At 64.1% G+C, this 21,961-nt stretch carries 20 protein-coding genes; 11 read left to right on the top strand and 9 right to left on the bottom strand.

Translation table 11 applies throughout. From position 1 onward, the window contains the following. Nucleotides 1–62: 62 nt before the first annotated feature. The 5 genes from infB to pnp all read left to right on the top strand — a co-directional run bounded on the left by infB (nucleotide 63) and on the right by pnp (nucleotide 6,666). Entirely contained in the window at nucleotides 63–2,798 is a 2,736-nt protein-coding gene (gene infB, locus ACLF6L_RS11025; protein ID WP_412851682.1) for a translation initiation factor IF-2, read from the top strand. A 41-nt stretch (nucleotides 2,799–2,839) separates the two neighbouring features. Then, the gene (gene rbfA, locus ACLF6L_RS11020; protein WP_412851681.1) at nucleotides 2,840–3,229 is read left to right on the top strand and encodes a 30S ribosome-binding factor RbfA; all 390 of its coding nucleotides are present in this window, start codon (nucleotides 2,840–2,842) and stop codon (nucleotides 3,227–3,229) included. Continuing rightward, nucleotides 3,226–4,152: a tRNA pseudouridine(55) synthase TruB gene (gene truB, locus ACLF6L_RS11015; RefSeq protein WP_412851680.1), complete on the top strand. Its 927-nt coding sequence runs from the start codon at nucleotides 3,226–3,228 to the stop codon at nucleotides 4,150–4,152. The genes rbfA and truB overlap by 4 nt, the downstream gene beginning before the upstream one ends. A 104-nt stretch (nucleotides 4,153–4,256) precedes the next feature. Next, nucleotides 4,257–4,526 (top strand): 30S ribosomal protein S15, encoded by a 270-nt coding sequence (gene rpsO, locus ACLF6L_RS11010; protein ID WP_008932039.1) that lies wholly within the window; start codon nucleotides 4,257–4,259, stop codon nucleotides 4,524–4,526. Nucleotides 4,527–4,575: 49 nt separating this feature from the next. Next, the gene (pnp, locus tag ACLF6L_RS11005; RefSeq protein ID WP_412851679.1) at nucleotides 4,576–6,666 is read left to right on the top strand and encodes a polyribonucleotide nucleotidyltransferase; all 2,091 of its coding nucleotides are present in this window, start codon (nucleotides 4,576–4,578) and stop codon (nucleotides 6,664–6,666) included. Nucleotides 6,667–6,721: 55 nt separating this feature from the next. Here pnp and ACLF6L_RS11000 read toward each other — a convergent pair whose 3' ends face one another. Beyond that, complete coding sequence (locus tag ACLF6L_RS11000; protein ID WP_238615931.1) at nucleotides 6,722–7,276, bottom strand: glutathione peroxidase; 555 nt, start codon at nucleotides 7,274–7,276, stop codon at nucleotides 6,722–6,724. A gap of 55 nt (nucleotides 7,277–7,331) precedes the next feature. Next, nucleotides 7,332–7,691: a cytochrome b5 domain-containing protein gene (locus ACLF6L_RS10995; RefSeq protein WP_412851678.1), complete on the bottom strand. Its 360-nt coding sequence runs from the start codon at nucleotides 7,689–7,691 to the stop codon at nucleotides 7,332–7,334. A 142-nt stretch (nucleotides 7,692–7,833) separates the two neighbouring features. On the opposite strand from ACLF6L_RS10995, the gene ACLF6L_RS10990 reads away from it, so the two are divergent. Next, on the top strand, nucleotides 7,834–8,028 hold the full coding sequence (locus tag ACLF6L_RS10990; RefSeq protein ID WP_008932680.1) for a hypothetical protein: 195 nt from the start codon (nucleotides 7,834–7,836) through the stop codon (nucleotides 8,026–8,028). Between the two features lie 57 nt (nucleotides 8,029–8,085). Here the strand turns inward: ACLF6L_RS10990 and ACLF6L_RS10985 are convergent, their stop codons facing one another. Together ACLF6L_RS10985 and ACLF6L_RS10980 are read right to left on the bottom strand one after the other, a co-directional pair. Next, the gene (locus tag ACLF6L_RS10985) at nucleotides 8,086–9,492 is read right to left on the bottom strand and encodes an alanine/glycine:cation symporter family protein (RefSeq protein WP_412851677.1); all 1,407 of its coding nucleotides are present in this window, start codon (nucleotides 9,490–9,492) and stop codon (nucleotides 8,086–8,088) included. Then, nucleotides 9,467–10,504: a hydrolase gene (locus ACLF6L_RS10980; protein ID WP_238615934.1), complete on the bottom strand. Its 1,038-nt coding sequence runs from the start codon at nucleotides 10,502–10,504 to the stop codon at nucleotides 9,467–9,469. Before ACLF6L_RS10980 ends, ACLF6L_RS10985 begins: the two co-directional genes overlap by 26 nt. Nucleotides 10,505–10,684: 180 nt before the next feature. Between ACLF6L_RS10980 and ACLF6L_RS10975 the strand changes: the two genes are divergently transcribed. Genes ACLF6L_RS10975 through ACLF6L_RS10955 form a run of 5 tightly spaced genes read left to right on the top strand, consistent with a single transcriptional unit; the run spans nucleotide 10,685 to nucleotide 17,310 of the window. Continuing rightward, entirely contained in the window at nucleotides 10,685–11,368 is a 684-nt protein-coding gene (locus ACLF6L_RS10975; RefSeq protein WP_008932683.1) for a class I SAM-dependent methyltransferase, read from the top strand. Between the two features lie 48 nt (nucleotides 11,369–11,416). Then, entirely contained in the window at nucleotides 11,417–12,868 is a 1,452-nt protein-coding gene (locus ACLF6L_RS10970) for a circularly permuted type 2 ATP-grasp protein (protein WP_238615935.1), read from the top strand. A gap of 33 nt (nucleotides 12,869–12,901) precedes the next feature. After that, complete coding sequence (locus tag ACLF6L_RS10965) at nucleotides 12,902–13,852, top strand: alpha-E domain-containing protein (protein ID WP_040405789.1); 951 nt, start codon at nucleotides 12,902–12,904, stop codon at nucleotides 13,850–13,852. 24 nt (nucleotides 13,853–13,876) lie between these two features. After that, nucleotides 13,877–16,435 carry a circularly permuted type 2 ATP-grasp protein gene (locus ACLF6L_RS10960; RefSeq protein ID WP_412851676.1) on the top strand — a complete coding sequence of 853 codons (2,559 nt, stop codon included), beginning with the start codon at nucleotides 13,877–13,879 and terminating at the stop codon, nucleotides 16,433–16,435. Then, entirely contained in the window at nucleotides 16,435–17,310 is an 876-nt protein-coding gene (locus ACLF6L_RS10955; protein ID WP_412851675.1) for a transglutaminase family protein, read from the top strand. Before ACLF6L_RS10960 ends, ACLF6L_RS10955 begins: the two co-directional genes overlap by 1 nt. A 56-nt stretch (nucleotides 17,311–17,366) precedes the next feature. Here ACLF6L_RS10955 and ACLF6L_RS10950 read toward each other — a convergent pair whose 3' ends face one another. The 5 genes from ACLF6L_RS10950 to ACLF6L_RS10930 all read right to left on the bottom strand — a co-directional run bounded on the left by ACLF6L_RS10950 (nucleotide 17,367) and on the right by ACLF6L_RS10930 (nucleotide 21,646). Continuing rightward, on the bottom strand, nucleotides 17,367–18,998 hold the full coding sequence (locus ACLF6L_RS10950) for a cation acetate symporter (RefSeq protein ID WP_412851674.1): 1,632 nt from the start codon (nucleotides 18,996–18,998) through the stop codon (nucleotides 17,367–17,369). Continuing rightward, nucleotides 18,995–19,303, bottom strand: a complete 309-nt coding sequence (locus tag ACLF6L_RS10945) for a DUF485 domain-containing protein (protein WP_238615938.1) — start codon at nucleotides 19,301–19,303, stop codon at nucleotides 18,995–18,997. Before ACLF6L_RS10945 ends, ACLF6L_RS10950 begins: the two co-directional genes overlap by 4 nt. Nucleotides 19,304–19,484: 181 nt before the next feature. Further along, complete coding sequence (locus ACLF6L_RS10940) at nucleotides 19,485–20,291, bottom strand: peptidase (RefSeq protein ID WP_412851673.1); 807 nt, start codon at nucleotides 20,289–20,291, stop codon at nucleotides 19,485–19,487. Between the two features lie 94 nt (nucleotides 20,292–20,385). Next, entirely contained in the window at nucleotides 20,386–21,180 is a 795-nt protein-coding gene (locus ACLF6L_RS10935) for a hypothetical protein (protein WP_412851672.1), read from the bottom strand. Nucleotides 21,181–21,325: 145 nt separating this feature from the next. Beyond that, nucleotides 21,326–21,646: a high-potential iron-sulfur protein gene (locus tag ACLF6L_RS10930; RefSeq protein ID WP_238615941.1), complete on the bottom strand. Its 321-nt coding sequence runs from the start codon at nucleotides 21,644–21,646 to the stop codon at nucleotides 21,326–21,328. Nucleotides 21,647–21,961: the final 315 nt, after the last annotated feature.

The following is a 21,961-nucleotide window of genomic DNA, read 5'->3' as shown; positions in this document are numbered from 1 at the left end:
GCCCCGCGACCCCGGGTCGCGGCCAGGGTTCGCGGAAGCATTCAGATCGGAGGTAACGGCACATGACCGACGTTACGGTGAAACAATTGTCCGAAGTAGTGGGGACGCCCGTGGAACGACTGCTGGAGCAGTTGTCCGAGGCGGGAGTGCCCGTTGCGGATCCCGATCAGACCGTCACCGAGGAGCAGAAGTTGCAGCTCCTGGAGCATCTGCGCAAGGTTCACGGCAAGACGTCAGAAGCCGGCCAGTCCCGGCGCATTACGCTGCGGCGCAAGAGCACCACGGAACTCAAGGTGACCAGCGCCCAGGGGCGTGCCAAGACCGTGAGCGTGGAAGTGCGCAAGCGCCGCACCTATGTGAAGCAGGGTGAGACCGAGGCCGCGGTGGTTGAGGAAGCCTCCGAGTCTCCGGCGATGGAGAACATTGCCGAGGCACCGCAACCGCCGTCTCCCGTGGTCAAGCCCCTCGTTGATGATGCGGCGTCGCCTGTCGCTGCGCCGGCCGTGGCGGAAGAGGTGCCGCCGGCACCGCCGCAGCCCCAGCCGACCCCCGAAGAGCTGGAAATCCAGGCCAGGGAAGCCGAGCGGGCTGCCGCCGAAGCGGAGCTGCGCCGCGCCGAGGAGGAACGTCGCGCCGCCGAAGAGGCCGAGCGCAAGGCGGCGGAAGCCCTCAAGGCCCGTGAGCTGGAAATGATCAGGGAAGCCGAGGCCATGGCCCGCCGTGAAGCGGAGCTACAGACACGCCAGGCCGTCGAGGAGGCCGCTCGCAAGGAGGCCCTGGAGCGCGCCGCCGCTGCCGCGGCGGCCGCTGCGGCAGCCCCCGGCCCCGCGTCTCCTGCGGCAACCCCCGCGGCACCGGCATCGGACAATCCCCGTCGTCGTCGCCGTGGCAAGGAGCGCGAAGAGGTCGGCAAGTCCAAGCGGGAAGAACTGCACGTGGCCAGCGACAAGCGTGGTCGTCGTGGCAAGGGCAAGGCAGGACGCGCCGGCTCCGCCGCGGCTCCGACCGGCAAGCATGGTTTCGAGCGCCCCACCGCGCCGGTGGTGCGCGAGGTCAGCATCCCCGAGATGCTGACGGTGGGCGAACTGGCCCAGAAGATGGCCATCAAGGCGCCCGAACTGATCAAGACCCTGATGGGCATGGGTGTGATGGCCACCATCAACCAGTCCATCGACCAGGATACCGCCACCCTGGTGGTGGAGGAGATGGGACACGTCGCCAAGCCCATGCAGGAGGCCGAAGTGGGCGAGGAACTGGCCCTGGAGACCGAGGAGATGGGCGAAGCCCTGCCGCGTCCTCCCGTGGTCACCGTCATGGGTCACGTGGACCACGGCAAGACCTCGCTGCTGGACTACATCCGTCGCACCAAGGTGGCCTCGGGCGAGGCGGGCGGCATTACCCAGCACATCGGTGCCTACCACGTCCCCTTCAAGAAGAGTACCGGGGTGACCTTCCTGGATACGCCCGGCCACGCGGCCTTTACCGCCATGCGTGCCCGCGGTGCCAAGGTCACCGACGTGGTGGTGCTGGTGGTGGCCGCCGACGACGGCGTCATGCCCCAGACCCTGGAGGCGATTCAGCATGCCCAGGCCGGTGAAGTGCCCATGGTGGTGGCGGTCAACAAGATCGACAAGCCCGAGGCGGATCCGGACCGGGTGAAGAACGAGCTGTCCCAGCACAACGTGATTTCCGAGGAATGGGGTGGTGAAACCCAGTTCGTTCATGTCTCCGCCAAGACCGGTGACGGCATGGAGCGTCTGCTGGAAGCCATCCATCTGCAGGCCGAGTTGATGGAACTCAAGGCGCCGAAGGAAGGTCCGGCCCGGGGCGTGGTCATCGAATCCCGTCTGGACAAGGGTCGTGGCCCCGTGGCCACCGTGCTGGTGCAGGCCGGTACCCTGAACAAGGGTGACGTGATCCTGGCCGGTCAGGAGTTCGGCCGCGTGCGTGCCATGTTCGACGAGAACGGCAAGCCCGAAAAGACGGCCGGTCCCTCCATCCCGGTGGAAGTGCTGGGTCTGTCCGGTGTGCCCAATGCCGGTGACGACATGCTGGTGGTGGCCGACGAGCGCAAGGCCCGCGAAGTGGCCCTGTTCCGTCAGGGCAAGTTCCGCGAGTCCAAGCTGGCCACCCAGCAGGCCGCCAAGCTGGAGAATCTGTTCAGCCAGATGCAGGAGGGCGCCGCTTCGGTGGTCAACATCCTGCTCAAGGCCGATGTGCAGGGTTCCGCCGAGGCGCTGCGCGACTCCCTGGAGAAGCTGTCCACCGACGAGGTCAAGGTGAAGATCGTGGCCGCCGGCGTGGGCGGGATCACCGAGTCCGACGTCAACCTGGCCAAGGCCTCCAATGCCATCATCATCGGCTTCAACGTGCGTGCCGATTCCGGTGCCCGCAAGGCGGTGGCGGAGCAGGAAGTGGATCTGCGCTACTACAGCGTGATCTACGAGGCCATCGACGACGTCAAGCAAGCCCTGACCGGTCTGCTCTCTCCCGAGCTGCGGGAGGAAATCGTGGGTCTGGCCCAGGTGCGAGATGTGTTCAAGTCGTCCCAGTTCGGTGCGGTGGCGGGCTGTCTGGTCATCGAGGGTGCGGTGCGTCGCGGCAACCCCATCCGTGTGCTGCGTGACAACGTGGTCATCTACGAGGGTGAGCTGGAGTCCCTGCGTCGCTTCAAGGACGACGTCAATGAGGTCCGGACCGGCACCGAGTGCGGCATCGCGGTGAAGAACTACAATGATGTGAAGCCCGGCGACCAGATCGAGGTCTATCAGCGGGTGGAAGTGGCGCGGACGCTGTGATCGTCCGTCCCTGATACACCACGGCCCGGAGAGGTTGCGAAATGCCTAGAGAATATTCCCGCGCCCAGCGCGTGGGAGATCAGATCCAGCGGGAGCTGGCCGAGCTGGTGCGCGAGGAGCTCAAGGACCCCCGGGTGGGGATGCTCACCATCGCCGGAGTGGAGGTGAGCCGGGACCTGGCCCATGCCAAGGTCTTCTTCACCGTGCTCGGGGATGACGAGGCCATCAAGGTGACCTCCGAGGGTCTGCGCAAGGCGGCCGGCTTTCTGCGCCGGGAACTGGGGCGGCGCATGCGCATCCGCTCCGTGCCCGAGCTGCATTTCCACTATGACGACACCCAGCGCGAAGGTGCCCGCATCTCCGCGCTGATCGATCGGGCCGTGGCCGAAGACAAGGCCCGCCATCGGGATGATACCGACGACCCTTCATGAGCAAGCCAAGAATCCAGCGCCGTGACGTGCACGGCCTGATCCTGCTGGACAAGCCGGTGGGATACACCTCCAACCAGGCCTTGCAGCGGGTCAAGTATCTGTTCAAGGCAAAAAAGGCCGGGCATACCGGCAGCCTGGACCCGCTGGCCACCGGTCTTCTGCCCCTGTGCTTCGGCGAGGCGACCAAGGTGTCCGCCTTCCTGCTGGACGCGGACAAGCAGTACCGCACCGTCTGCCGCCTGGGGGTGACCACCACCACGGCGGACGCGGAAGGGGAGGTGATCGAGACCCTTCCGGTACCTGAACTGGACGATGCTCGCATCGAGGCCGTCCTTGACCGGTTCCGGGGTCCCATCGAGCAGGTTCCCCCCATGTATTCCGCGCTCAAGCATCAGGGCCAGAGGCTTTATGATCTGGCTCGCAAGGGGCGGGAAGTGGAACGGGCGCCGCGCCCGGTGACCATCCATCAATTGCATTGCCTGGCCCGGACCGCGGATACCCTGACCCTGGACGTATCCTGTTCCAAGGGGACCTATATCCGCACGCTGGTGGAAGATATTGGTCGGGCGCTGGGGTGCGGGGCTCACGTGATCGAACTGCGGCGGGTGGGGCTGACGCCCTTCGAGGCCCCCAAGATGGTGACGCTGGAGCAGATTGAAGCCCTGGCCGAGCAGGGTCCCGAGGCCCTGGATGCGGTATTGCATCCGGCCGACGAGGCCCTGAGGCACTGGCCCGAAGTTCGCCTGGATGCGGACAGCGCCTTCTATCTCGCCCAGGGTCAGGCGGTGTTCGTGCCGGGCCTTGCCCGTACCGGCTGGTTGCGGGTCTATGGTCCCGGTGATCGCTTCATGGGCATTGGTGAGCTTCAGGACGACGGCAAGGTGGCGCCCAAGCGGCTGATGATCCCTTCCAATTCAGGGTAAAGCCCTGTTCCAAACAGGGGGCGCGTGATAGAATCGCGGGCCTTCAACGAATGTAACGATTCCGGCCAAGAGGGTGCCGGGATCAATCCCAGGAGTCTTAGAGCATGTCCCTTAGCAGTGAAATCAAGTCCGGTATCGTGGAAAAGTACCAGCGCGGTTCTTCCGACACCGGTTCCCCGGAAGTCCAGGTGGCCCTGCTGTCCGCACGCATCCAGCACCTGATGGACCACTTTGCCAAGCACAAGAAGGATCACCACTCCCGCCGCGGTCTCCTGAAGATGGTCAACCAGCGCCGCAAGCTGCTGGACTACCTCAAGGGCAAGGATCAGGAACGCTACCAGGAGCTGGTGAGCAGCCTCGGCCTGCGCCGCTGAGTCTCGGCCGGAGCCTTCGAACAAGAACCAGTCAAAACCGGGATTCAACGTGCCGTCAATAAGCAAGTCGTTCCAGTACGGTCAGCATACCGTTACCCTCGAAACCGGCGAAATCGCCCGTCAGGCCTCCGGTGCCGTCATGGTCAATGTGGCCGGCACTGTGGTGCTGGTCACGGCCGTCGGTCGCAAGGAGGCAGTGCCGGGCCGGGATTTCTTCCCCCTGACCGTGAACTATCAGGAACGGACCTATGCCGCCGGCCGCATCCCGGGTGGGTTCTTCAAGCGTGAAGGTCGTCCCTCCGAAAAGGAGACCCTGACCTCCCGCCTGATCGATCGCCCCCTGCGCCCGCTGTTCCCCAAGGGCTTCACCAATGAAGTCCAGGTGGTGGCCACGGTGATGTCCCTGAATCCGGAAGTGGATCCGGACATCCCGGCCCTGCTGGGCGCCTCCGCCGCGGTGGCCCTGTCCGGCCTGCCGTTCGCCGGTCCCATCGGCGCCGCCCGGGTGGGTTATGTGGAGGGTCAGTATGTCCTCAACCCCGACCTGTCCCAGCTCAAGGAATCTGCCCTGGATTTGGTGGTGGCCGGTACGGCCAACGCCGTGATCATGGTGGAATCCGAAGCCGCCATGCTCTCCGAGGAGGTCATGCTGGGTGCCGTGATCTACGGTCACGAGCAGATGCAGGTGGCGATCCAGGCCATCCAGGAACTGGCCGCCGAAGCCGGCAAGCCGGCCTGGGACTGGCAGCCCGCGCAGGACAACACCGATCTGCGTACCCGCGTGGCCGAAGCCTGTCATGCCGACCTGACCGCCGCCTACCAGGTGGCCGAAAAGCAGGAACGCACCCAGCGTATCGCCGAGGTCCGCGAAGCCGTGGTGGCCCGCCTTGCCGATGGCGAGGAAGGTTCCCCCTTGGCCGAAGAGGTCAAGGAGATCTTCCACGGTCTGGAAAAGCGCATCGTGCGCGATCGCATCCTGGACGGCCAGCCCCGTATCGACGGCCGCGACACCCGCACCGTGCGTCCCATCGACGTGCGCGTCGGCGTGCTGCCCCGTACCCACGGTTCCGCCCTGTTCACCCGTGGCGAGACCCAGGCCATCGTCACCGCCACCCTGGGCACGGATCGGGATTCCCAGATCATCGATGCCATCGAGGGTGAGCGTCGCGAACGTTTCATGCTGCACTACAACTTCCCGCCCTACTGCACCGGTGAAACCGGCATGGTGGGCTCGCCCAAGCGCCGTGAGATCGGCCATGGCCGTCTGGCCAAGCGGGGCGTGCAGGGCGTGATGCCGGCGGAAGGTGACTTCCCCTATGTGCTGCGCGTGGTGTCCGAGATCACCGAATCCAACGGTTCCAGCTCCATGGCTTCCGTCTGCGGTACCAGCCTGGCCCTGATGGATGCCGGCGTGCCCCTGAAGGCGCCGGTGGCCGGTGTGGCCATGGGCCTGATCAAGGACGGTGACCGCTTTGCGGTGCTGACCGACATCCTGGGTGATGAAGATCACCTGGGTGACATGGACTTCAAGGTGGCCGGCACGGAAGAGGGCGTCACCGCCCTGCAGATGGACATCAAGATCGACGGCATCACCCGTGACATCATGGAGACCGCCCTGGCCCAGGCCCGCGAAGGTCGCCTGCACATCCTGGGCGAGATGAACAAGGTCATCAGCACGCCGCGGGTTGAGATGTCCGCCTATGCACCGCGCTTCATCACCCTGCGCATCAATCCGGAGAAGATCCGCGACGTGATCGGCAAGGGTGGCGCCACCATCCGTGCCCTGACCGAAGAGACCGGCGCCACCATCGACATTGATGACAGCGGTGTGGTCAAGATTGCCTCCGTGGACAAGGAAGCCGGTGAAGAAGCCCGTCGTCGGATCGAAGAGATCACCGCCGACGTGGAAGTGGGCCGGATCTACGAAGGTCGCGTGGCCAAGATCATGGACTTCGGCGCCTTCGTCACCATCCTCCCCGGTCGTGACGGTCTGGTGCATATCTCCCAGATTTCCGAAGAGCGCGTGGAAAGCGTTTCCGAGCGTGTCAAGGAAGGCGAGACCGTCAAGGTCAAGGTCCTGGAAGTGGACAAGCAGGGCCGCATCCGCCTGAGCATGAAGGCGGTCAACGAGGCTTCCTGATAAGTCCCCAAAGCCCCTCTCCCTGATCAAGGGGAGAGGGGCTTTTTTTTGTCTTTTATTCCCGCAGCAGTCTTTCCACCGCCGCCTCAAAACGCCGGGAATCCGGCGACACCATGCTGGAGAAGGTGGCCACCACCTGTCCCTCCCGGTCCACCAGGTACTTGTAGAAATTCCATCTCGGCGCCCGGCTTTGCCGTGCCAGTTCCTGGAAGATGGGGTGGGCCGTGTCACCCCGCACGCTGATGGGGGCGAACATGTCGAAACTCACGCCGAAGTTCTGAAAGCAGACCCGGGCCGTGTCCGCTTCATCATCCGCTTCCTGACGAAAGTCGTTGGACGGAAATCCCACCACCTTCAGCCCCTGGTCCGCATACTTGCGATGCATGGCCTCCAGAGCGGAAAACTGTCCGGTGAAACCGCAATGACTGGCGGTGTTCACGATCAGCAGGGGGTGCCCGGCGAACCGCTCCCGCAGGTTGACCACCTCGCTGGAGTGCAGGCGCCGCAGTTCATGGTCAAACAGATCGCCATAGCCAGGCGCCTCCCGGGCAAGGAGGCCGGGACCCCAGGGCAGGGTGATCAGCAGGGCGGTCAGAAAAAATCGACGCATGGCGGGGCTCCGGATGGGTGTGAGCTTTCAGACCCCGGCGCAAAGCCCAAGTTCTCTAGTCGGTTTCTTCCAGGGTGCCGATGAGATAGCGCTGGAGCAGACGTGCCGCGAGACTGCTGTGAGGTTCGCCGTAGCTCTTGGTTTCCCAGGCCTCGGTGCTCTCCTGCCCGCACCAGACCAGCATCATGCCTGCCGGTCCGGGATGATTCGGCACGTAGGGGGTGAGGTCATAGACCTTGCCGTGAATGGCCATCCAGCAGTCATCCGGACTGTGGTGCTCCGCCACCTGTTCGAGGGTGAAGACGGGGAGCGTGGCTTCGGTTTCATTCGCCGTGGCCGGTGTGAAGGCCATGGCCGCCAGCAGACAGAGCATCGGCGGCAGCGTGAGGGGAAGACGTGGGTGCGGGAGTCTCATGGCAGGCCTTTTTCTTTGAGGGAGGGAGGCTTCATCTCCAGCATGCACCGATTTGCCTGCCAAAGCCATGCGGCAGCGCAAGGATGGCCGGGGCCGAATCTGTTAGGGTGACGGGCGCCATCGGAACAAGAGGGTCTATGTCGTGCGTATCGGTATTGGAATCCTGGTCTTTCTCGCCGGCCTGGCCGGCATCTTCTACGCCCTGCCCAGGGTACCCCCGGAACTGGGCATGTTCGGGGTGCTGTGGCAGCTGTCTCCCTACCTAGGGGTCATGATCGTGGGCTTGGGCATCTTTGCCTACGGCCGCAGCGAGGACGCCCCCATCGAGCGTCAGTAAGGATAAAAACCCCTCTCCCCAAGGGGGAGAGGGGTGAAGGGCAGGGGGCTTGCGGCTTCAGCCGGGGCCTTCCTTGTCATCCTGCCCGTTCTCTTTCTCCTTGCGCATTACCTCCTTCTGCTCCTTGAGGTATTGCACCTTCTCCTTGGCAAGCACTCCCGCCAGCAGGAGGAGGGCGATCAGGTTGGGCGCCGCCATCAGGCCGTTGAGGGTGTCCGAGATATCCCAGACCGTGGTCAGGCCCCCGATGGCACCTAGATACAGCACCCCTATGAAAATGATGCGGTAAGGCAGGATGACCCGTTTGCCGAAGGCATATTCCCAGCTCTTTTCCCCGTAGAAGTTCCAGGTCAGCATGGTGGTGTAGGAAAACAGCACGATGGCGCACAGCACCACCCAGCCACCCAGGCCGGGCAGGCCGAGGGAGAACGCGCTGGTGGTGAGTTCGGCCCCGGTCTGGCCGGTCTGTATCACCCCGGTCACCAGGATCACCAGGGCGGTCATGGTGCAGATCACCAGGGTGTCGATGAATACTTCCCACATGCCCCACAGGCCCTGGGCAAAGGGCTTGTTGCGGGCCTGGGCGTGGACGATGGAAGCGGAGCCCAGACCGGCCTCGTTGGAAAAGATGCCGCGGGCAATGCCGTAGCGGATGGCGCCGGCCACCGTGGCGCCGGCAAAACCACCGATGGCCGAGGCTGGGGTGAAGGCGCCGCTGATGATCTGTGCGAAGGCACCGGGGATCTGGTCGTAATAGCTGATCAGGATGCCGACGGCGCCGATCACATAGATCAGGGCCATCGTGGGCACGATGCGCTCCGCGGTCACCGCGATGCGCTTGATACCCCCCAGGGTGACGGCGCCCACCAGAAGCATGACGCCGATGCCGGTGACCCAGTTGGGGATGCCCAGTCCGGTTTCCATGGCATGGGCCATGGTGTTGGCCTGTACCATGTTGCCGATGCCGAAGGCGGCCAGTCCCGCCAGGATGGCGTAGACCATGGCCAGCCATTTCCAGCGTTTGCCCAGGCCGTTCTCGATGTAATAGAAGACGCCGCCGGAGACCCGGCCGTCATCGTCCACGCGTCGATATTTCAGGCCCAGCGTGGCCTCGGCCAGCTTGGTGGCCATGCCCACCAGGGCCACCATCCACATCCAGAAGACGGCCCCCGGCCCCCCGAGGGCGATGGCGGTGGCCACGCCGGCGATGTTGCCGACGCCGATGGTGGCCGCCATGGCCGAGGACACGGCCTGGAACGGGGTGATGGCGCCCTTGTCCTGGTCGGATTTTCTACGGAACAGGGTGGCAAAGGTGCGTTGCCAGGCAAAACGCAGATGGGTGAACTGGAAAAAACCCAGGCGGAAGGTGAGATAGAGACCGGTGCCCACCAGCAGAATCATGAAGGGAGGGCCCCAGACGATCCCATTGAGCCAATTGTTAAAGTCGATCAAGGTTTGAAGCATCAATTGTTCTCCTTGTGGGGCCTCGGGGTGTTAATGTTGTAACGCCGTTCTGATCCTGCGTGCTCGAAAAGATGTCTCCAAGCCAGTCTCCAATCCGCCGCTCCGGCCAGTAACGTCCCACGCCTTCGACGAAACCCACATGCCCGCCGGCCCGGCTCAGTTCCAGGCGGATGCTCGGGGACAGTTCATCGGGGGTGGGAACCGTCTCCGGTGTCATGAACGGATCATCACGGGCATGCAGGATCAGGGTCGGGCACCGGATGCCGCGCAGATAGGGTCGGGAACTGCAGCGGGTGTAGTAATCATCCACGTCGGCGAAGCCGTGCAGGGGGGCGGTGACGGCATCGTCGAACTCCCGGAAAGTCCTCAGTCGGGGCAGGGCGGCGCAGTCCAGGGGCATGGGCATGAGCCGGCACTTTCTCAGGGCCGAGCGCTTCAGTCGCCCCACCAGATACCATTGATAAAATCGGGACAGGCCCTGCTCCATGCGTCGCGCCGAGCGGTCAAGATCGAAGGGAACGGAGATGGCGACGGCGGCGGCCAGCGGGTTGTCCGGGCCGGTTTCCCCCAGCCATTTGAGCAGGGCATTGCCGCCCAGGGAGACGCCGATGGCGGCCACCGGCCGTGTCGGTTCCTGCCGCAGCAGATGATCCACCAGCCAGGCCATGTCTCCGGTATCACCGGCAAAATAGCTGCGGGGCAGACGATTGGGTTCGCCGCTGCAGCCCCTGAAGTGCATGGTCAGGGCCTGAAATCCCTGGTCGTGCAGCCGTCGCATGAGTCCCCCGGCGTAGGGGGAGCGACTTGAGCCCTCCAGTCCGTGGAACAGGATCACCCGGGGGCCGGGCTGTTCCGGGGCCCAGTCAAGATCGATGAAGTCACCATCGGGCAGCTCCAGCCGTTGCCGTCGCAGGGGGATCGGCGGCCGCCGCCGCATCAGGGTGGGGGCCAGGGTCTGCAGGTGGGCACCCGGCAACCACCAGGCGGGGCGAAAGTCACCGTCGATCAGCATCGGTCCGGAATCCTTGGCGTGTGTCATCGTGGTTCAACAGCGTCATGTTACTGCTTTGCTTCGTTCCCTCTCATATCCGGATGTCCCCATCCCGATGAGGAGAGGTAGATGGTATCCCGACTTGAATCTGTCGTCTCGACTCGTTAAAACAGCCTAACACTCCAATTGTGATCAGACCCCATGGACCTCTCCTCGATCCGCAGTGCCTACCGCCGCTATGCTCGCTACTACGACCGGGTGTTCGGGCCGATCTTCGCCGGGGGCCGCCGCATGGCCGTGCATCTGGTCAACAATGGCCCCGGTCAACGCATTCTGGAAGTGGGCGTCGGCACCGGTCTGTCGTTGCCGGAATATCGCCAGGATGCCCGTGTGGTCGGCATCGACATCAGCCCCGACATGCTGCAGCTGGCCCGGGAACGGGCCCGGGACGGGGCGCTGCCCCAGGTGGAGGCCTTGTTGGAGATGGACGCGGAGGCGCTGGCGTTTCCGGACAACAGCTTTGACGGGGTGGTGGCCATGTACGTGGCCTCGGTGGTGCCCAATCCTGACAAACTGATGGCGGAGATGCGGCGGGTCTGCGTGCCCGGCGGGGATGTGGTGGTGATCAACCATTTTGCCTCCCGCCATCCCTTCCTGCGGCGGCTGGAGCAGATGTTGCGTCCGCTGTCCCGCCTCATGGGTTTTCGTCCCGACATGGAACTGGACAGCCTGCCGGAGTGGCCGGATCTACATCGCGTGGCGGTACACAAGACCAACCTGTTCGGTTACTGGAAGCTGGTCCATTACCGCAGCAGCGATGCGCCGGTGCCGTTGCAGGGCGGGGAGACGGTCGCGGTCAAGGCCGCCGCCGACCAACCCGGCTGAAGCACGCCCGTCACCAGCGGGTCCCATTCTGGAACCACGGAACACCCCATGACCATCGACTGGAAGTCCTACGACCCGGCCGGATTCTATGATGAACTCATCGCCGCCCCGGGTCAGGCCCGCGAGGCCGCGCTCACCCTGACCAATTATCTGCGCTCCCTGAGCGATGAAGAGCTGCACGAACGCAAGGCGGCGGCCGAGCACGCCATTGTGGAAATGGGGATTACCTTCACGGTCTACACCGAAGGCGGCAATATCGACCGGGCTTGGCCCTTCGACATCATTCCCCGCATCATCTCCCGCCACGAATGGGCCCGGGTGGAAGCGGGACTGGCTCAACGCCTCACCGCCCTGAACCTGTTCATCAACGATCTCTACAACGAGCAGCGCATCATCAAGGACAAGGTCTTCCCCAAGTCGATCCTGGCCAAGTCCAAAAACTTTCGCGAGCAGTGCATCGGCATCCAGCCCACCCATGGTGTCTGGGCCCATATTTGCGGTTCCGACCTGGTGCGGGATGCCGACGGCACCTTCTACGTGCTGGAGGACAACCTGCGGGTACCGTCGGGGGTGTCCTACATGCTGGAAAACCGTCAGGTCACCAAGCGGGTCTTTCCCGAGTTGTTCGACAACTACAGCATCCGCCCGGTGGATGAGTACCCCTCCCAGCTCTTCGACATGCTGGCGGCCCTCTCACCGCGCCCGCTGGATTATCCGGAGGTGGTGGTGCTGACGCCGGGCATCTACAACTCCGCCTATTTCGAGCATGCCTATCTGGCCCAGCGCATGGGGGCGGAACTGGTGGAGGGATCCGACCTGATGGTGGGGGATGATGACTGTGTCTACATGCGCACGGTGGCGGGCCTGGAGCGGGTGGACGTGATCTATCGTCGGATCGATGACCTGTTTCTGGACCCGGAGGCCTTCAATCCCGATTCCATGCTGGGGGTGAGGGGGCTGATGCGGGCCTGGCGCAAGGGCAACGTGGCCCTGGTGAACGCCCCCGGTGCCGGCGTGGCGGACGACAAGGTGGTCTATGCCTTCGTGCCCAAGATGATCCGCTACTATCTGGATCAGGACCCGATCATTCCCAACGTGCCCACCCATCTGTGCATGGACCCCAAGGAGCGGGAGTACGTGCTGGCCAACCTGGAGCATTTGGTGGTCAAGCCCGCCAACGAGTCCGGTGGCTACGGCATGATCGTCGGTCCCCATGCCACCCGCAAGCAGCGCCAGGAGTTCGCCGAGCTGATCCGCAAGGATCCGCGCAACTACATTGCCCAACCCACCCTGAAGTTGTCCACCTCGCCCACCCTGTGCGATGGCCGCCTCGAACCCCGGCATCTGGACCTGCGTCCCTTTATCCTGCAGGGGGTGCGCACCGATGTGACCGCCGGCGGTCTGACCCGGGTGGCCCTGCGCAAGGGCTCCCTGGTGGTCAACTCCTCCCAGGGCGGGGGGAGCAAGGACACCTGGATCGTGGATACGGACACGGATTGAACCCGCTTTTTACCAACCTGCAGGCCTGACACCATGCTTTCACGTGTTGCCGAACGTCTTTACTGGATGGCCCGTTACATCGAGCGGGCGGAGAATACCGCGCGCATGGTCACGGCCTTCAATCATCTGGCCCTGGACATGCCGCGCAGCGTGCGCCTGTCCTGGCGGGGCATGGTGTCCATCACCGGCAATGAATCGATCTACGAGAAGAATTACCGCAAGTACGACGAGCGCAACGTGGTGAAGTTCCTGCTGGCGGACGACGATAACCCGGGGTCCATTCTCAATGCCCTGCGGGCGGCCCGGGAAAACGTGCGCACCACCCGGGATCTGGTCCCCAGCGAGGTCTGGGAGACGGTGAACGAGCTGTATCATCACGCCGACTCCGCCCTGGACACGGGGATGAGCAAACGGGGGCGCTATCAATATCTGGTCAAGGTGATCAGCCACTGCCAGCAGCTGACCGGCATGCTGGCGGGCACCATGAGCCATGACGCCGCCTATGACTTCATCCGCGCCGGCCGCAATCTGGAGCGGGCGGACATGACCACCCGCCTGCTGGATGTGGGCGCCATGGGGCTTTTGAGCAATGATCCCCAGGACGAGGCCGCCATGGCCCAGTTCGAGAGCCTGTTGTGGGTGAACATCCTCAAGTCCCTCAGCGCCTTCCAGATGTATCGCCAGCATGTGCGGCGACGTGTGAACGGCGAGGATGTGCTTAAATACATCTTCCAGGACCGTGAGTTTCCCCGTGCCGTGGCCCATGCCCTGGGCGAGGTGGAAATCAGCCTGACCAACCTGCCTCGCAACGAGACACCGTTGCGACTGGCGATTCAGGTCCGGCGTCATGTGATGGAAGCCAATGTGGACAAGCTCCTGGAGGCGGATGAGCTGCACCGCTTCATCGACCAGCTGCAGCAGGAGATGAACGAATTGCACGACATGATCGCCGACACCTGGTTCAGCCTGGACAGGGCTGCCTGACCGGGCCTTCGCCCGGCCCGTCTCATGTCCACCCCCACGCCCCTGTCGCTGCTGGCCCCGGAATATGCCCTGTCCGGGAACCGTTTTGACGAACTGCTCACCCCCGAGGGTGTCCTGCGTCCGCAATGGGAGCCGATCATGGGGGCGCTGGTGCAGTTGGGGCCGGAGGGGCTGGCGGAACGGGCTGCGGATATCGGGCGTCTGCTGCGAGAGAGCGGGGTCACTTACAACGTTTATTCCGATCCCCGGGGGGCGGAGCGGCCCTGGCCCCTGGACCCGGTGCCCATGGTGCTGGAGAGCAAGGAATGGGCCGTCATCGAGACCGGTCTGATCCAGCGGGCGGAACTCCTGAACCTGATCCTCAAGGATCTCTATGGTCCCCGGGAACTGATCCGCAAGGGGCTGCTGCCCCTGGACCTGATCTACGGCTATCCGGGATTCCTGCGTCCCTGCGTCGGCAGCCTGCCCACCATCCCCAACCCCTTGGCCCTGTACGCGGCCGATCTGGTTCGCCGTCCCGACGGGCATTTCGTGGTCCTGGGAGATCGCACCCAGGCCCCTTCCGGGGCAGGGTACGCCCTGGAGAACCGGGTGATTCTGTCCCGGGTATTCCCCAGCCTGTACCGGGATGCCCAGGCCCATCGGCTCACCCGGTTTTTCCAGACCCTGCGCCGCACCCTGGCCACCCTGCGCGCACCGGCCATGGGACAGAATGAACCGCGGGTGGTGCTGCTCTCCCCCGGCCCCCTCAACGAGACCTGGTTCGAGCATGTGTACCTGGCCGGCTACCTGGGATACACCCTGGTACAGGGGCAGGATCTGGTGGTTTCCGAGGGACGGGTCTGGTTGCGTTCCCTGAACGGCCCCGAGCCGGTGGACGTGATCCTGCGACGGGTGGATGACGGCTTCTGCGACCCGCTGGAACTGCGCCAGGATTCCTGGCTGGGGGTGGCGGGCCTGCTGGAAGTGGCGCGACGGGGCAGGGTGGCCATCATCAATCCCCTGGGCAGTGGCGTACTGGAATGTCCCGCCCTGTCCGCCTATCTGCCCGCCATTGCCCGCCACCTGTTGGGGCAGGATCTGATCCTGTCGACGGTGGAGACCTGGTGGTGTGGTGATCCCCGGCAACGGGATCATGTCCTGTCCCGGCTGGAACGGTTGGTGATCCGTGATCTGGAACCGGGTCGCAGCAGCGCCGTGTTCGGTGATGCGCTGTCCCGACCGGAACGGGAATCCCTGGAAGCGCGCATCCGCGCCAACCCCGGCGGCTTTGTAGCCCAGGAGCGTCTGGAACTGTCCACCCTGCCGGCCTTCGGCCCCGAGGGCGACCTGGAGCCCCGTCGGGGTTGGTTGCGAACCTATCTGTGTGCCCGGGACGGTGATTACGTGGTGATGCCCGGCGGCCTGTCCCGAGTGGCGGGCGCCAGGGATGCTGCCTGGGTCTCGAATCAGGCGGGCGGGGTGAGCAAGGATACCTGGGTGCTGGCCTCCGAGGCCGAGCCGTCAGCGGCCCTGGTGGGGGCCATGCCCATGGTGGGTGGGCTGGGTACCCCGGTGTCGTTGTCGGGACGGGTGGCGGAAAACCTGTTCTGGATGGGGCGCTATGCGGAGCGGGCGGAGGGTACCCTGCGACTCATGCTGGTGGTGCTGATGCGCCGTCGCCTGGTGAGGGAATCCGGCGGGAGCGGTGCCCGGGATGCCACCCTGCGTACCCTGCTGCGGGCACTGACCCACCTGACGGCCACTTATCCCGGCTTTGTCCTGGAAGGGGCGGAGACCGCCCTGATCGATCCGGCGCCGGAGTTGCTGGCACTGATCCTGGACCGTGAACGCATCGGGAGCCTGAGCTTCACCCTGCAGTCCTTGCTGCGGGCCGGACATGAACTCAGGGATCGCATCTCCGGTGATAGCTGGCGGGTCATCTCGGCCCTGCGGGAGCGCAGCAACGCCCTGGGGCAGTGGCAACCCCGGGACCCGGAACATCTGGTGCGCCACCTGGATGAACTCATCACCCACCTGCTGGCCATGTCCGGCCTGGCCCAGGAGAGCACGCCCCGGCATCTGAACTGGGTTTTCCTGGATGCCGGACGCCGCCTGGAGCGGGGCCTGATGCTGGCCGGCCTGCTGCGGGCCACCCTGGTGCGCCCTTGCGCCCCGGAGGACGAGCCGGCCTTGCTGGAAGCGGTCCTGAACTATGCCGAGAACACCGCCGCCGATCCCCACGCCCTGCGTCCCGAGGCCCTGCTGGATAGTCTTCTGCTCGATGAACGCAATCCGCGTTCCCTGGGGTTCCAGCTGGCCGCCCTGGAGTGCCATGGCGCCGCCATGCCCCGGACCGAGCGGGATGAGCGCCTGACCCCGGCGGAGCGTCTGATCCTGGAGGCGCGCAATGAACTGCGTCGCCTGCATCTGCGTGAACTGGCCCTGCCGGACACGGAAGGTCATCGCCAGGCCCTGGATCAGTGTCTGGCGCGCCAGCAGCACTTGCTCGGCAGCGCCTCCGATGCCCTGAGCCGATCCTATTTTGATTTCACCCGCAGCCAGCATCTGCTGGTTTCCAATCTGCCCGAGCCGGGGATTTGATGAATTACCGCATCCGGCACGTCACCCGCTACCGCTATCCCAGTCCCGTGGGTCTGTGCCACAACGAGCTTCACCTGGCACCGAGGGATACGGCGACCCAGTCCCTGCAATCCCTGGCCCTGCAGGTGAGCCCATTGCCGGGCTACCAGGGGGAGCGGGTGGATTTCTTCGGCAACCGGGTCCATCACTTCAGTATCCAGCAGAGCCATCTGGAACTGGAAATCACCGCCTGCAGCCAAGTGACCTTGCAGCCGTCCGGAGTGGAGCCCCTTGGTCTGCAGTCCTGGGAAACGGTGCGCGACCGGCTGGAACGGGAGGTGACGCCGGAGATCCTGGACGCCCGACAATATGTCCTGCCGTCGCCTCAGGTGCCGCTGTTGCCGGAATTGCGGGACTATGGTGCGGCCTCTCTATTGCCGGGACGGCCCCTGGGGGAAGCGGTGGCGGATCTGATGGGACGGATTTTCCAGGAGTTCGAGTATCGGCCGGGATTCACTTCCGTGAGTACGGAACTGCCCGTGGTGATGCGTCATCGTTGCGGTGTCTGCCAGGACTTTGCCCATCTGGCCCTGGGCTGTTTGCGCAGCCATGGGTTGGCGGCACGGTATGTCAGCGGCTATCTGGAAACCCTGCCGCCGCCGGGACAGGAAAAGCTGGAAGGGGCTGATGCCTCCCATGCCTGGTTTTCCGTCTACATACCGGGCGAGGGCTGGCTGGATCTGGATCCCACCAACAACCTGATTCCCATGGACCGGCACATCACCCTGGCCTGGGGACGGGACTACACGGATGTGACCCCGGTCAAGGGGGTGCTGTTCGGGGGCGGAGACTCCCACGACCTGGAGGTCCAGGTGGACGTGGTGCGGGAAGGGTAGACGGGCACAAAAAAAGGCCCTTCTCCCGAAGGAGAAGGGCCTTGAAGGGAACGACCTTAGTGCTGCGAGGCCTTGTCGATGCCGATGCCCGTCTGGGCACGGATGTACTGGGCTTCGAACAGCTGCTTGTCCACCGCCGCCCGCTTGGACTTGTCCATCAGGGAGAAGACCCAGATGCCGACGAAGGCAATGGTCACGGTGAACAGGGCCGGGTTGCTGTAGGGCACGATGGCCTGTTCATTGCCCAGCACCTGCACCCACACGTTCGGGCCCAGGACCACCATCACCACGGCAGAGACCAGGCCCAGGGTGCCGCCCAGGACCGCGCCCAGAGTGGTCATGCCGCCCCAGTACATGGACATGATCAGCACCGGGAAGGTGGTGGAGGCGGCAATGGTGAAGGCCAGACCCACCAGGAAGGCGATGTTCTGACTCTGGAAGGCGATCCCCAGCAGCACCGCGATCACACCCAGCACCAGGGTGGCCACGCGGGATACCCGCACTTCCTGCTGGCTGGTGGCGTTCTTATTGATCACGTTGGCGTACAGGTCATGGGAGATGGCCGAGGCACCCGCCAGGGTCAGGCCGGCCACCACCGCCAGGATGGTGGCGAAGGCCACGGCGGAGATGAAGCCCAGGAACAGGTCGCCGCCCAGGGCATGGGACAGGTGGACCGCCGGCATGTTGGAACCGCCCAGCATGTTGCCGGCTTCGTCGAAGTAGGCCGGGTTGCCCATCACGAAGGCGATGGCGCCCATGCCGATGATGAAGGTCAGCACATAGAAGTAGCCGATGAAGCCGGTGGCATAGAACACGGACTTGCGGGCTTCCTTGGCACTGGGCACGGTGAAGAAGCGCATCAGGATGTGCGGCAGGCCGGCGGTACCGAACATCAGGGCGATCCCCAGGGAGATGGCGGAGATCGGGTCATTCACCAGACCACCCACATTGAAGATGCTTTCACCCTTCTGATGGGTGTCGGCCGCGGTGCGGAACAGGGTTTCCAGGCTGAAGTCGGACAGATACAGGGCCATCACCGCGATGAAGGTGGCGCCGGAGAGCAGCAGTACCGCCTTGATGATCTGCACCCAGGTGGTGGCCAGCATGCCGCCGAAGGTCACGTAGGCGATGATCAGCATACCCACGATGATCACGGCCACTTCAAAGCGCAGGCCGAACAGGGTCTGGATCAGGGCGCCCGCGCCCACCATCTGTGCGATCAGGTAGAGCAGGACGATGGTGATGCCGGCAAAGGCCGAGAACACGCGGATGGGAGTGCGCTGGAAGCGGAAGGACACCACGTCGGAGAAGGTGAACTTGCCCAGGTTGCGCAGGCGTTCGGACATGATGAACATGATCACCGGCCAGCCCACCAAAAAGCCGATGGAATAGATCAGGCCGTCGAAGCCGGAGGTGTAGACCAGCGCGGTGATCCCCAGGAAGGATGCCGCGGACATGTAGTCACCGGCGATGGCCAGGCCGTTCTGGAAGCCGGTGATGCCGCCCCCGGCGGTGTAGAAGTCGGAGGCGGTCTTGGTGCGCCGGGCCGCCCAGTAGGTGACCCCCATGGTGGCGACCACGAAGATCAGGAACATGATGGTGGAGGCATAGCTGATGCCTTCACCCGCATAGGCGTTGGCCGAGGCCATCAGCAGGGCGGCTGCCGTCAGAGCAATAAGGATCTTCATCGTGCCAGCTCCCTCACCTTGTCACTCAGCTTGTCGAACTCGGTGTTGGCCTTGTAGACGTAGATGCCGGTCAGCAGGAAGGCAAACACGATGATGCCCACGCCCATGGGAACACCCAGGGTGATGATGCTGTCGCCGAAGGGGCGGATGGACAGCACGGAGGGTGCGAAGGCCACCAGCATGATAAAGGCGTAGTACACCAGCAGCATGAGCGCGCTCAGTCCCCAGGCCAGCCTTGCCCGTTTCTTGACGAGCGTCTGGAAATCGGGATCCGCCTTGATACGATCGATCGTACTTTGGTCCATGGACCTCCCCTCTATCAGGTTGATTTTGGTTATGATCAAATAACTTTTTGTTGCACCGCAAAAAGTCTGTTGCGCAGTTTACCCACATGCGACTGAACATGGAAAAAAAATGCGGAAATTGGAGACAATGTCCGCAGAAAACAGGGATGCCGGTGGCGTGGACAGGGGGGGAGAGGCTGACTCAGCCCTTTTTGACCGTCTTTTTGGCGGCTTTGCGCAACGTGGTGATTTGCGTGCTGCGACGTTTTTGGCCACGGGTGCCTTCCCAATCGAAACGGGGCAGATCCTGAAAGGCCCGCCGGATATTGTCGTCCCAGGCCCGTTTGAGATCCATCAGATAATCATCGTCCGCGTCCAGGCAGAGGTAGTGTTCGAAGGCCAGGGTGTCCCTTTCGTAGACGATCACCTCGATCGGCGGACCCACGGTCACGTTGGAACGCATGGTCGAGTCGATGGATACCAAGGCGCAGCGGGCTGCGTCTCCCAGCGCGGTTTCCCGCGCGACGATGCGGTCCAGGATGGGCTTGCCGTACTTGCTTTCACCGATCTGCAGGAAACGGGTATGGCTTGACGTGGTGATGAAGTTGCCCTGGGGATAGATGAGATAGATTTCCGGCGCCTGCCGGCCGATCTGCCCTCCCAGGATGAAGGAGGCATCGGCGCTGAAGCCGGCCTTGGTCAGGGTGTCCTCATGCTTTTCCCGTTCTTCCCGGTTGATGCGTCCCAGGTAGGCGGCCGCGTCGGACAACCCCCGCACGGAATGCAGGCTCTCCTCGGCCTCGTCCTCGATATCCCGCTTGATTCGGGCGAGGACGGCCTGGGAGGTGGCCAGATTGCCCGCGGTCAGCAGTACGAAGACGCGTTCCTTCTCCAGTTCGAAGGTGTGCATCTTGCTATACATCGCCACCTGATCCGCACCCGCGTTGGTGCGTGAATCGGAAGCGAATACCAGTCCGTCGTCAAGGGTGATGGCAAGGCAATAGGTCATGAAGGGAGGGAGTCCGGCTCAAGCGTCGCTAGGCATAGTAGGCGTGGGGGAAACGGGCGTCAATCATGCCGGTCTCGGGCCGAGAGCAGGGGAGTCAATCGTGGATGACGTCCACCCGCACGAATAACGGCATGTCCTGCCAGTCCTGCTGTCGTCGGGTACCGCTGACGCGGGCGGCGTCTTCCCTGCGGTTGGTGCCGGCATGGGTCAGGGGTATCCATTCACCCACCGGGCCGGAAAGTGTGCTTTCGCTGGCCTGCAGGTCCAGGCGTCCCCCGCCGGTCGGACTTTCCCGCTCGTACACCGTGCGGATGTCCAGGTGCACCCGATCGCCGGACAGCAGGCGGGGACGCACCAGGAAGCCGCGTCCCAGGTCCCGGTACTCCACGGATGTCTCCAGGGCGAAGCCGCCCGGCACGGGAACCAGGCGCCGGCTGCCCACGGGGATGGATTCGCCGCTGCGAATGAAGGCGGCATGGCCTTCCAGGACCCTCAGGGTTTGATGCTCCACGCCCCGGTCGGTGGTGGTACGGCGGGCGATGCGGGGGGGCTCGGGCGCCATCGGCAGTGCCGGGGCGGCATCCTGGTTTGCGCTTCCCCTGCGCACGCTGATGTACAGATTGCGTGGCGGGGTGTCCAGGTCGGCGATGACCCGCTGGATTTCCGCCAGGGTCTGGGTACGGCTGCGGACGATGAGCGTGAAGCCGCTGCCGGTGATGACATCGCGGGGACCCAGCAGGGGTTCGATGAGGGGCAGAATCTCTTCGGCGGGGCGATGTTCCAGGGTGATGACCTGGGCAGTGGGCACGGCGGCTCCGGCGATCCCGGGCAGGAGCAGGACCAGCGTCAGGATCAGGGCCTTGCTCAGTCCGGCGCAGGGTGATGTCACGGGTGGATCTCCCCAAGGGTCATGACCATTACGACTGTACCGGACGGGGAAGATTCCCCGCAAACGAGAAGACCCGCGCAAGGCGGGTCTTCTCCGGGTGGCGGCCCGAAAGGGCCGCCTGCAACCGTCAGCGGTCGTGGCGGGATCAGCCGCGAGCCACGTAGGCGGTGCACCAGCCGTTGGCGTTCACCAGCTTGTTGGGGAACACGGCGCAGCCGCCCCACTCGGTGGCGCTGGGGTCGGTGTACAGCAGGCAGTTGATGCACTTCTGACCCGCGGCGTGAGAGGGGTGGTCCACGCTGGCGCCGTCATGCTTGTAGTTCAGGGCCAGGGCCTCGGGGGAGTTCTCATCCAGGCGCTCGGCGGCCACGGCGGTGCTGATGCCCATGCTCACGACGGGGATGGCGGCCAGGCCGGCGGCACCGAACTTCAGGAAGCTTCTGCGGCTGAGGTCTTGCTTCTTCATTATGGTCTTCTCCTAACGTCTCGCGATGTTTACATCATGGGGCGCAGCCGCGGGTACATGGCCCGATCCTGGTCTGTGCCTCAGGAGGTGGCGGAAATCGATCCGCCACTGAAGATCCCGACAAGAATGTGTGTCGCCATTCCTGATGGGCTTACAAATATAACGGAATATGACGGCCGGTAGTATCCAACATTGTGATGCCAAGGGCTAGTCCGGAAGCTTGGTGTGTGTCAAAAAAAACGTGGATGTGCCGGATCGGTCATTCCCGCGAAAGCGGGAATCCAGGGGATGGAGTGAAAGCGTCTGGGCTCCCGC

The sequence above is a fragment of the Ectothiorhodospira shaposhnikovii genome (assembly GCF_047222355.1).
Lineage (GTDB): Bacteria > Pseudomonadota > Gammaproteobacteria > Ectothiorhodospirales > Ectothiorhodospiraceae > Ectothiorhodospira.
This window is presented reverse-complemented; position numbering and strand designations above follow the sequence as displayed.

Coding starts and splice junctions, on each gene's coding strand:
- rpsO (WP_008932039.1), top strand. CDS start 4,257: ATGTCCCTTAGCAGTGAAATCAAGTCCGGTATCGTGGAAAAGTACCAG.
- rbfA (WP_412851681.1), top strand. CDS start 2,840: ATGCCTAGAGAATATTCCCGCGCCCAGCGCGTGGGAGATCAGATCCAG.
- ACLF6L_RS10945 (WP_238615938.1), bottom strand. CDS start 19,303: ATGGACCAAAGTACGATCGATCGTATCAAGGCGGATCCCGATTTCCAG.
- ACLF6L_RS10950 (WP_412851674.1), bottom strand. CDS start 18,998: ATGAAGATCCTTATTGCTCTGACGGCAGCCGCCCTGCTGATGGCCTCG.
- ACLF6L_RS10980 (WP_238615934.1), bottom strand. CDS start 10,504: ATGCTGATCGACGGTGACTTTCGCCCCGCCTGGTGGTTGCCGGGTGCC.
- ACLF6L_RS10965 (WP_040405789.1), top strand. CDS start 12,902: ATGCTTTCACGTGTTGCCGAACGTCTTTACTGGATGGCCCGTTACATC.
- ACLF6L_RS11000 (WP_238615931.1), bottom strand. CDS start 7,276: ATGCGTCGATTTTTTCTGACCGCCCTGCTGATCACCCTGCCCTGGGGT.
- ACLF6L_RS10955 (WP_412851675.1), top strand. CDS start 16,435: ATGAATTACCGCATCCGGCACGTCACCCGCTACCGCTATCCCAGTCCC.
- truB (WP_412851680.1), top strand. CDS start 3,226: ATGAGCAAGCCAAGAATCCAGCGCCGTGACGTGCACGGCCTGATCCTG.
- ACLF6L_RS10940 (WP_412851673.1), bottom strand. CDS start 20,291: ATGACCTATTGCCTTGCCATCACCCTTGACGACGGACTGGTATTCGCT.
- ACLF6L_RS10985 (WP_412851677.1), bottom strand. CDS start 9,492: ATGCTTCAAACCTTGATCGACTTTAACAATTGGCTCAATGGGATCGTC.
- ACLF6L_RS10960 (WP_412851676.1), top strand. CDS start 13,877: ATGTCCACCCCCACGCCCCTGTCGCTGCTGGCCCCGGAATATGCCCTG.
- ACLF6L_RS10970 (WP_238615935.1), top strand. CDS start 11,417: ATGACCATCGACTGGAAGTCCTACGACCCGGCCGGATTCTATGATGAA.
- ACLF6L_RS10975 (WP_008932683.1), top strand. CDS start 10,685: ATGGACCTCTCCTCGATCCGCAGTGCCTACCGCCGCTATGCTCGCTAC.
- infB (WP_412851682.1), top strand. CDS start 63: ATGACCGACGTTACGGTGAAACAATTGTCCGAAGTAGTGGGGACGCCC.
- ACLF6L_RS10995 (WP_412851678.1), bottom strand. CDS start 7,691: ATGAGACTCCCGCACCCACGTCTTCCCCTCACGCTGCCGCCGATGCTC.
- ACLF6L_RS10930 (WP_238615941.1), bottom strand. CDS start 21,646: ATGAAGAAGCAAGACCTCAGCCGCAGAAGCTTCCTGAAGTTCGGTGCC.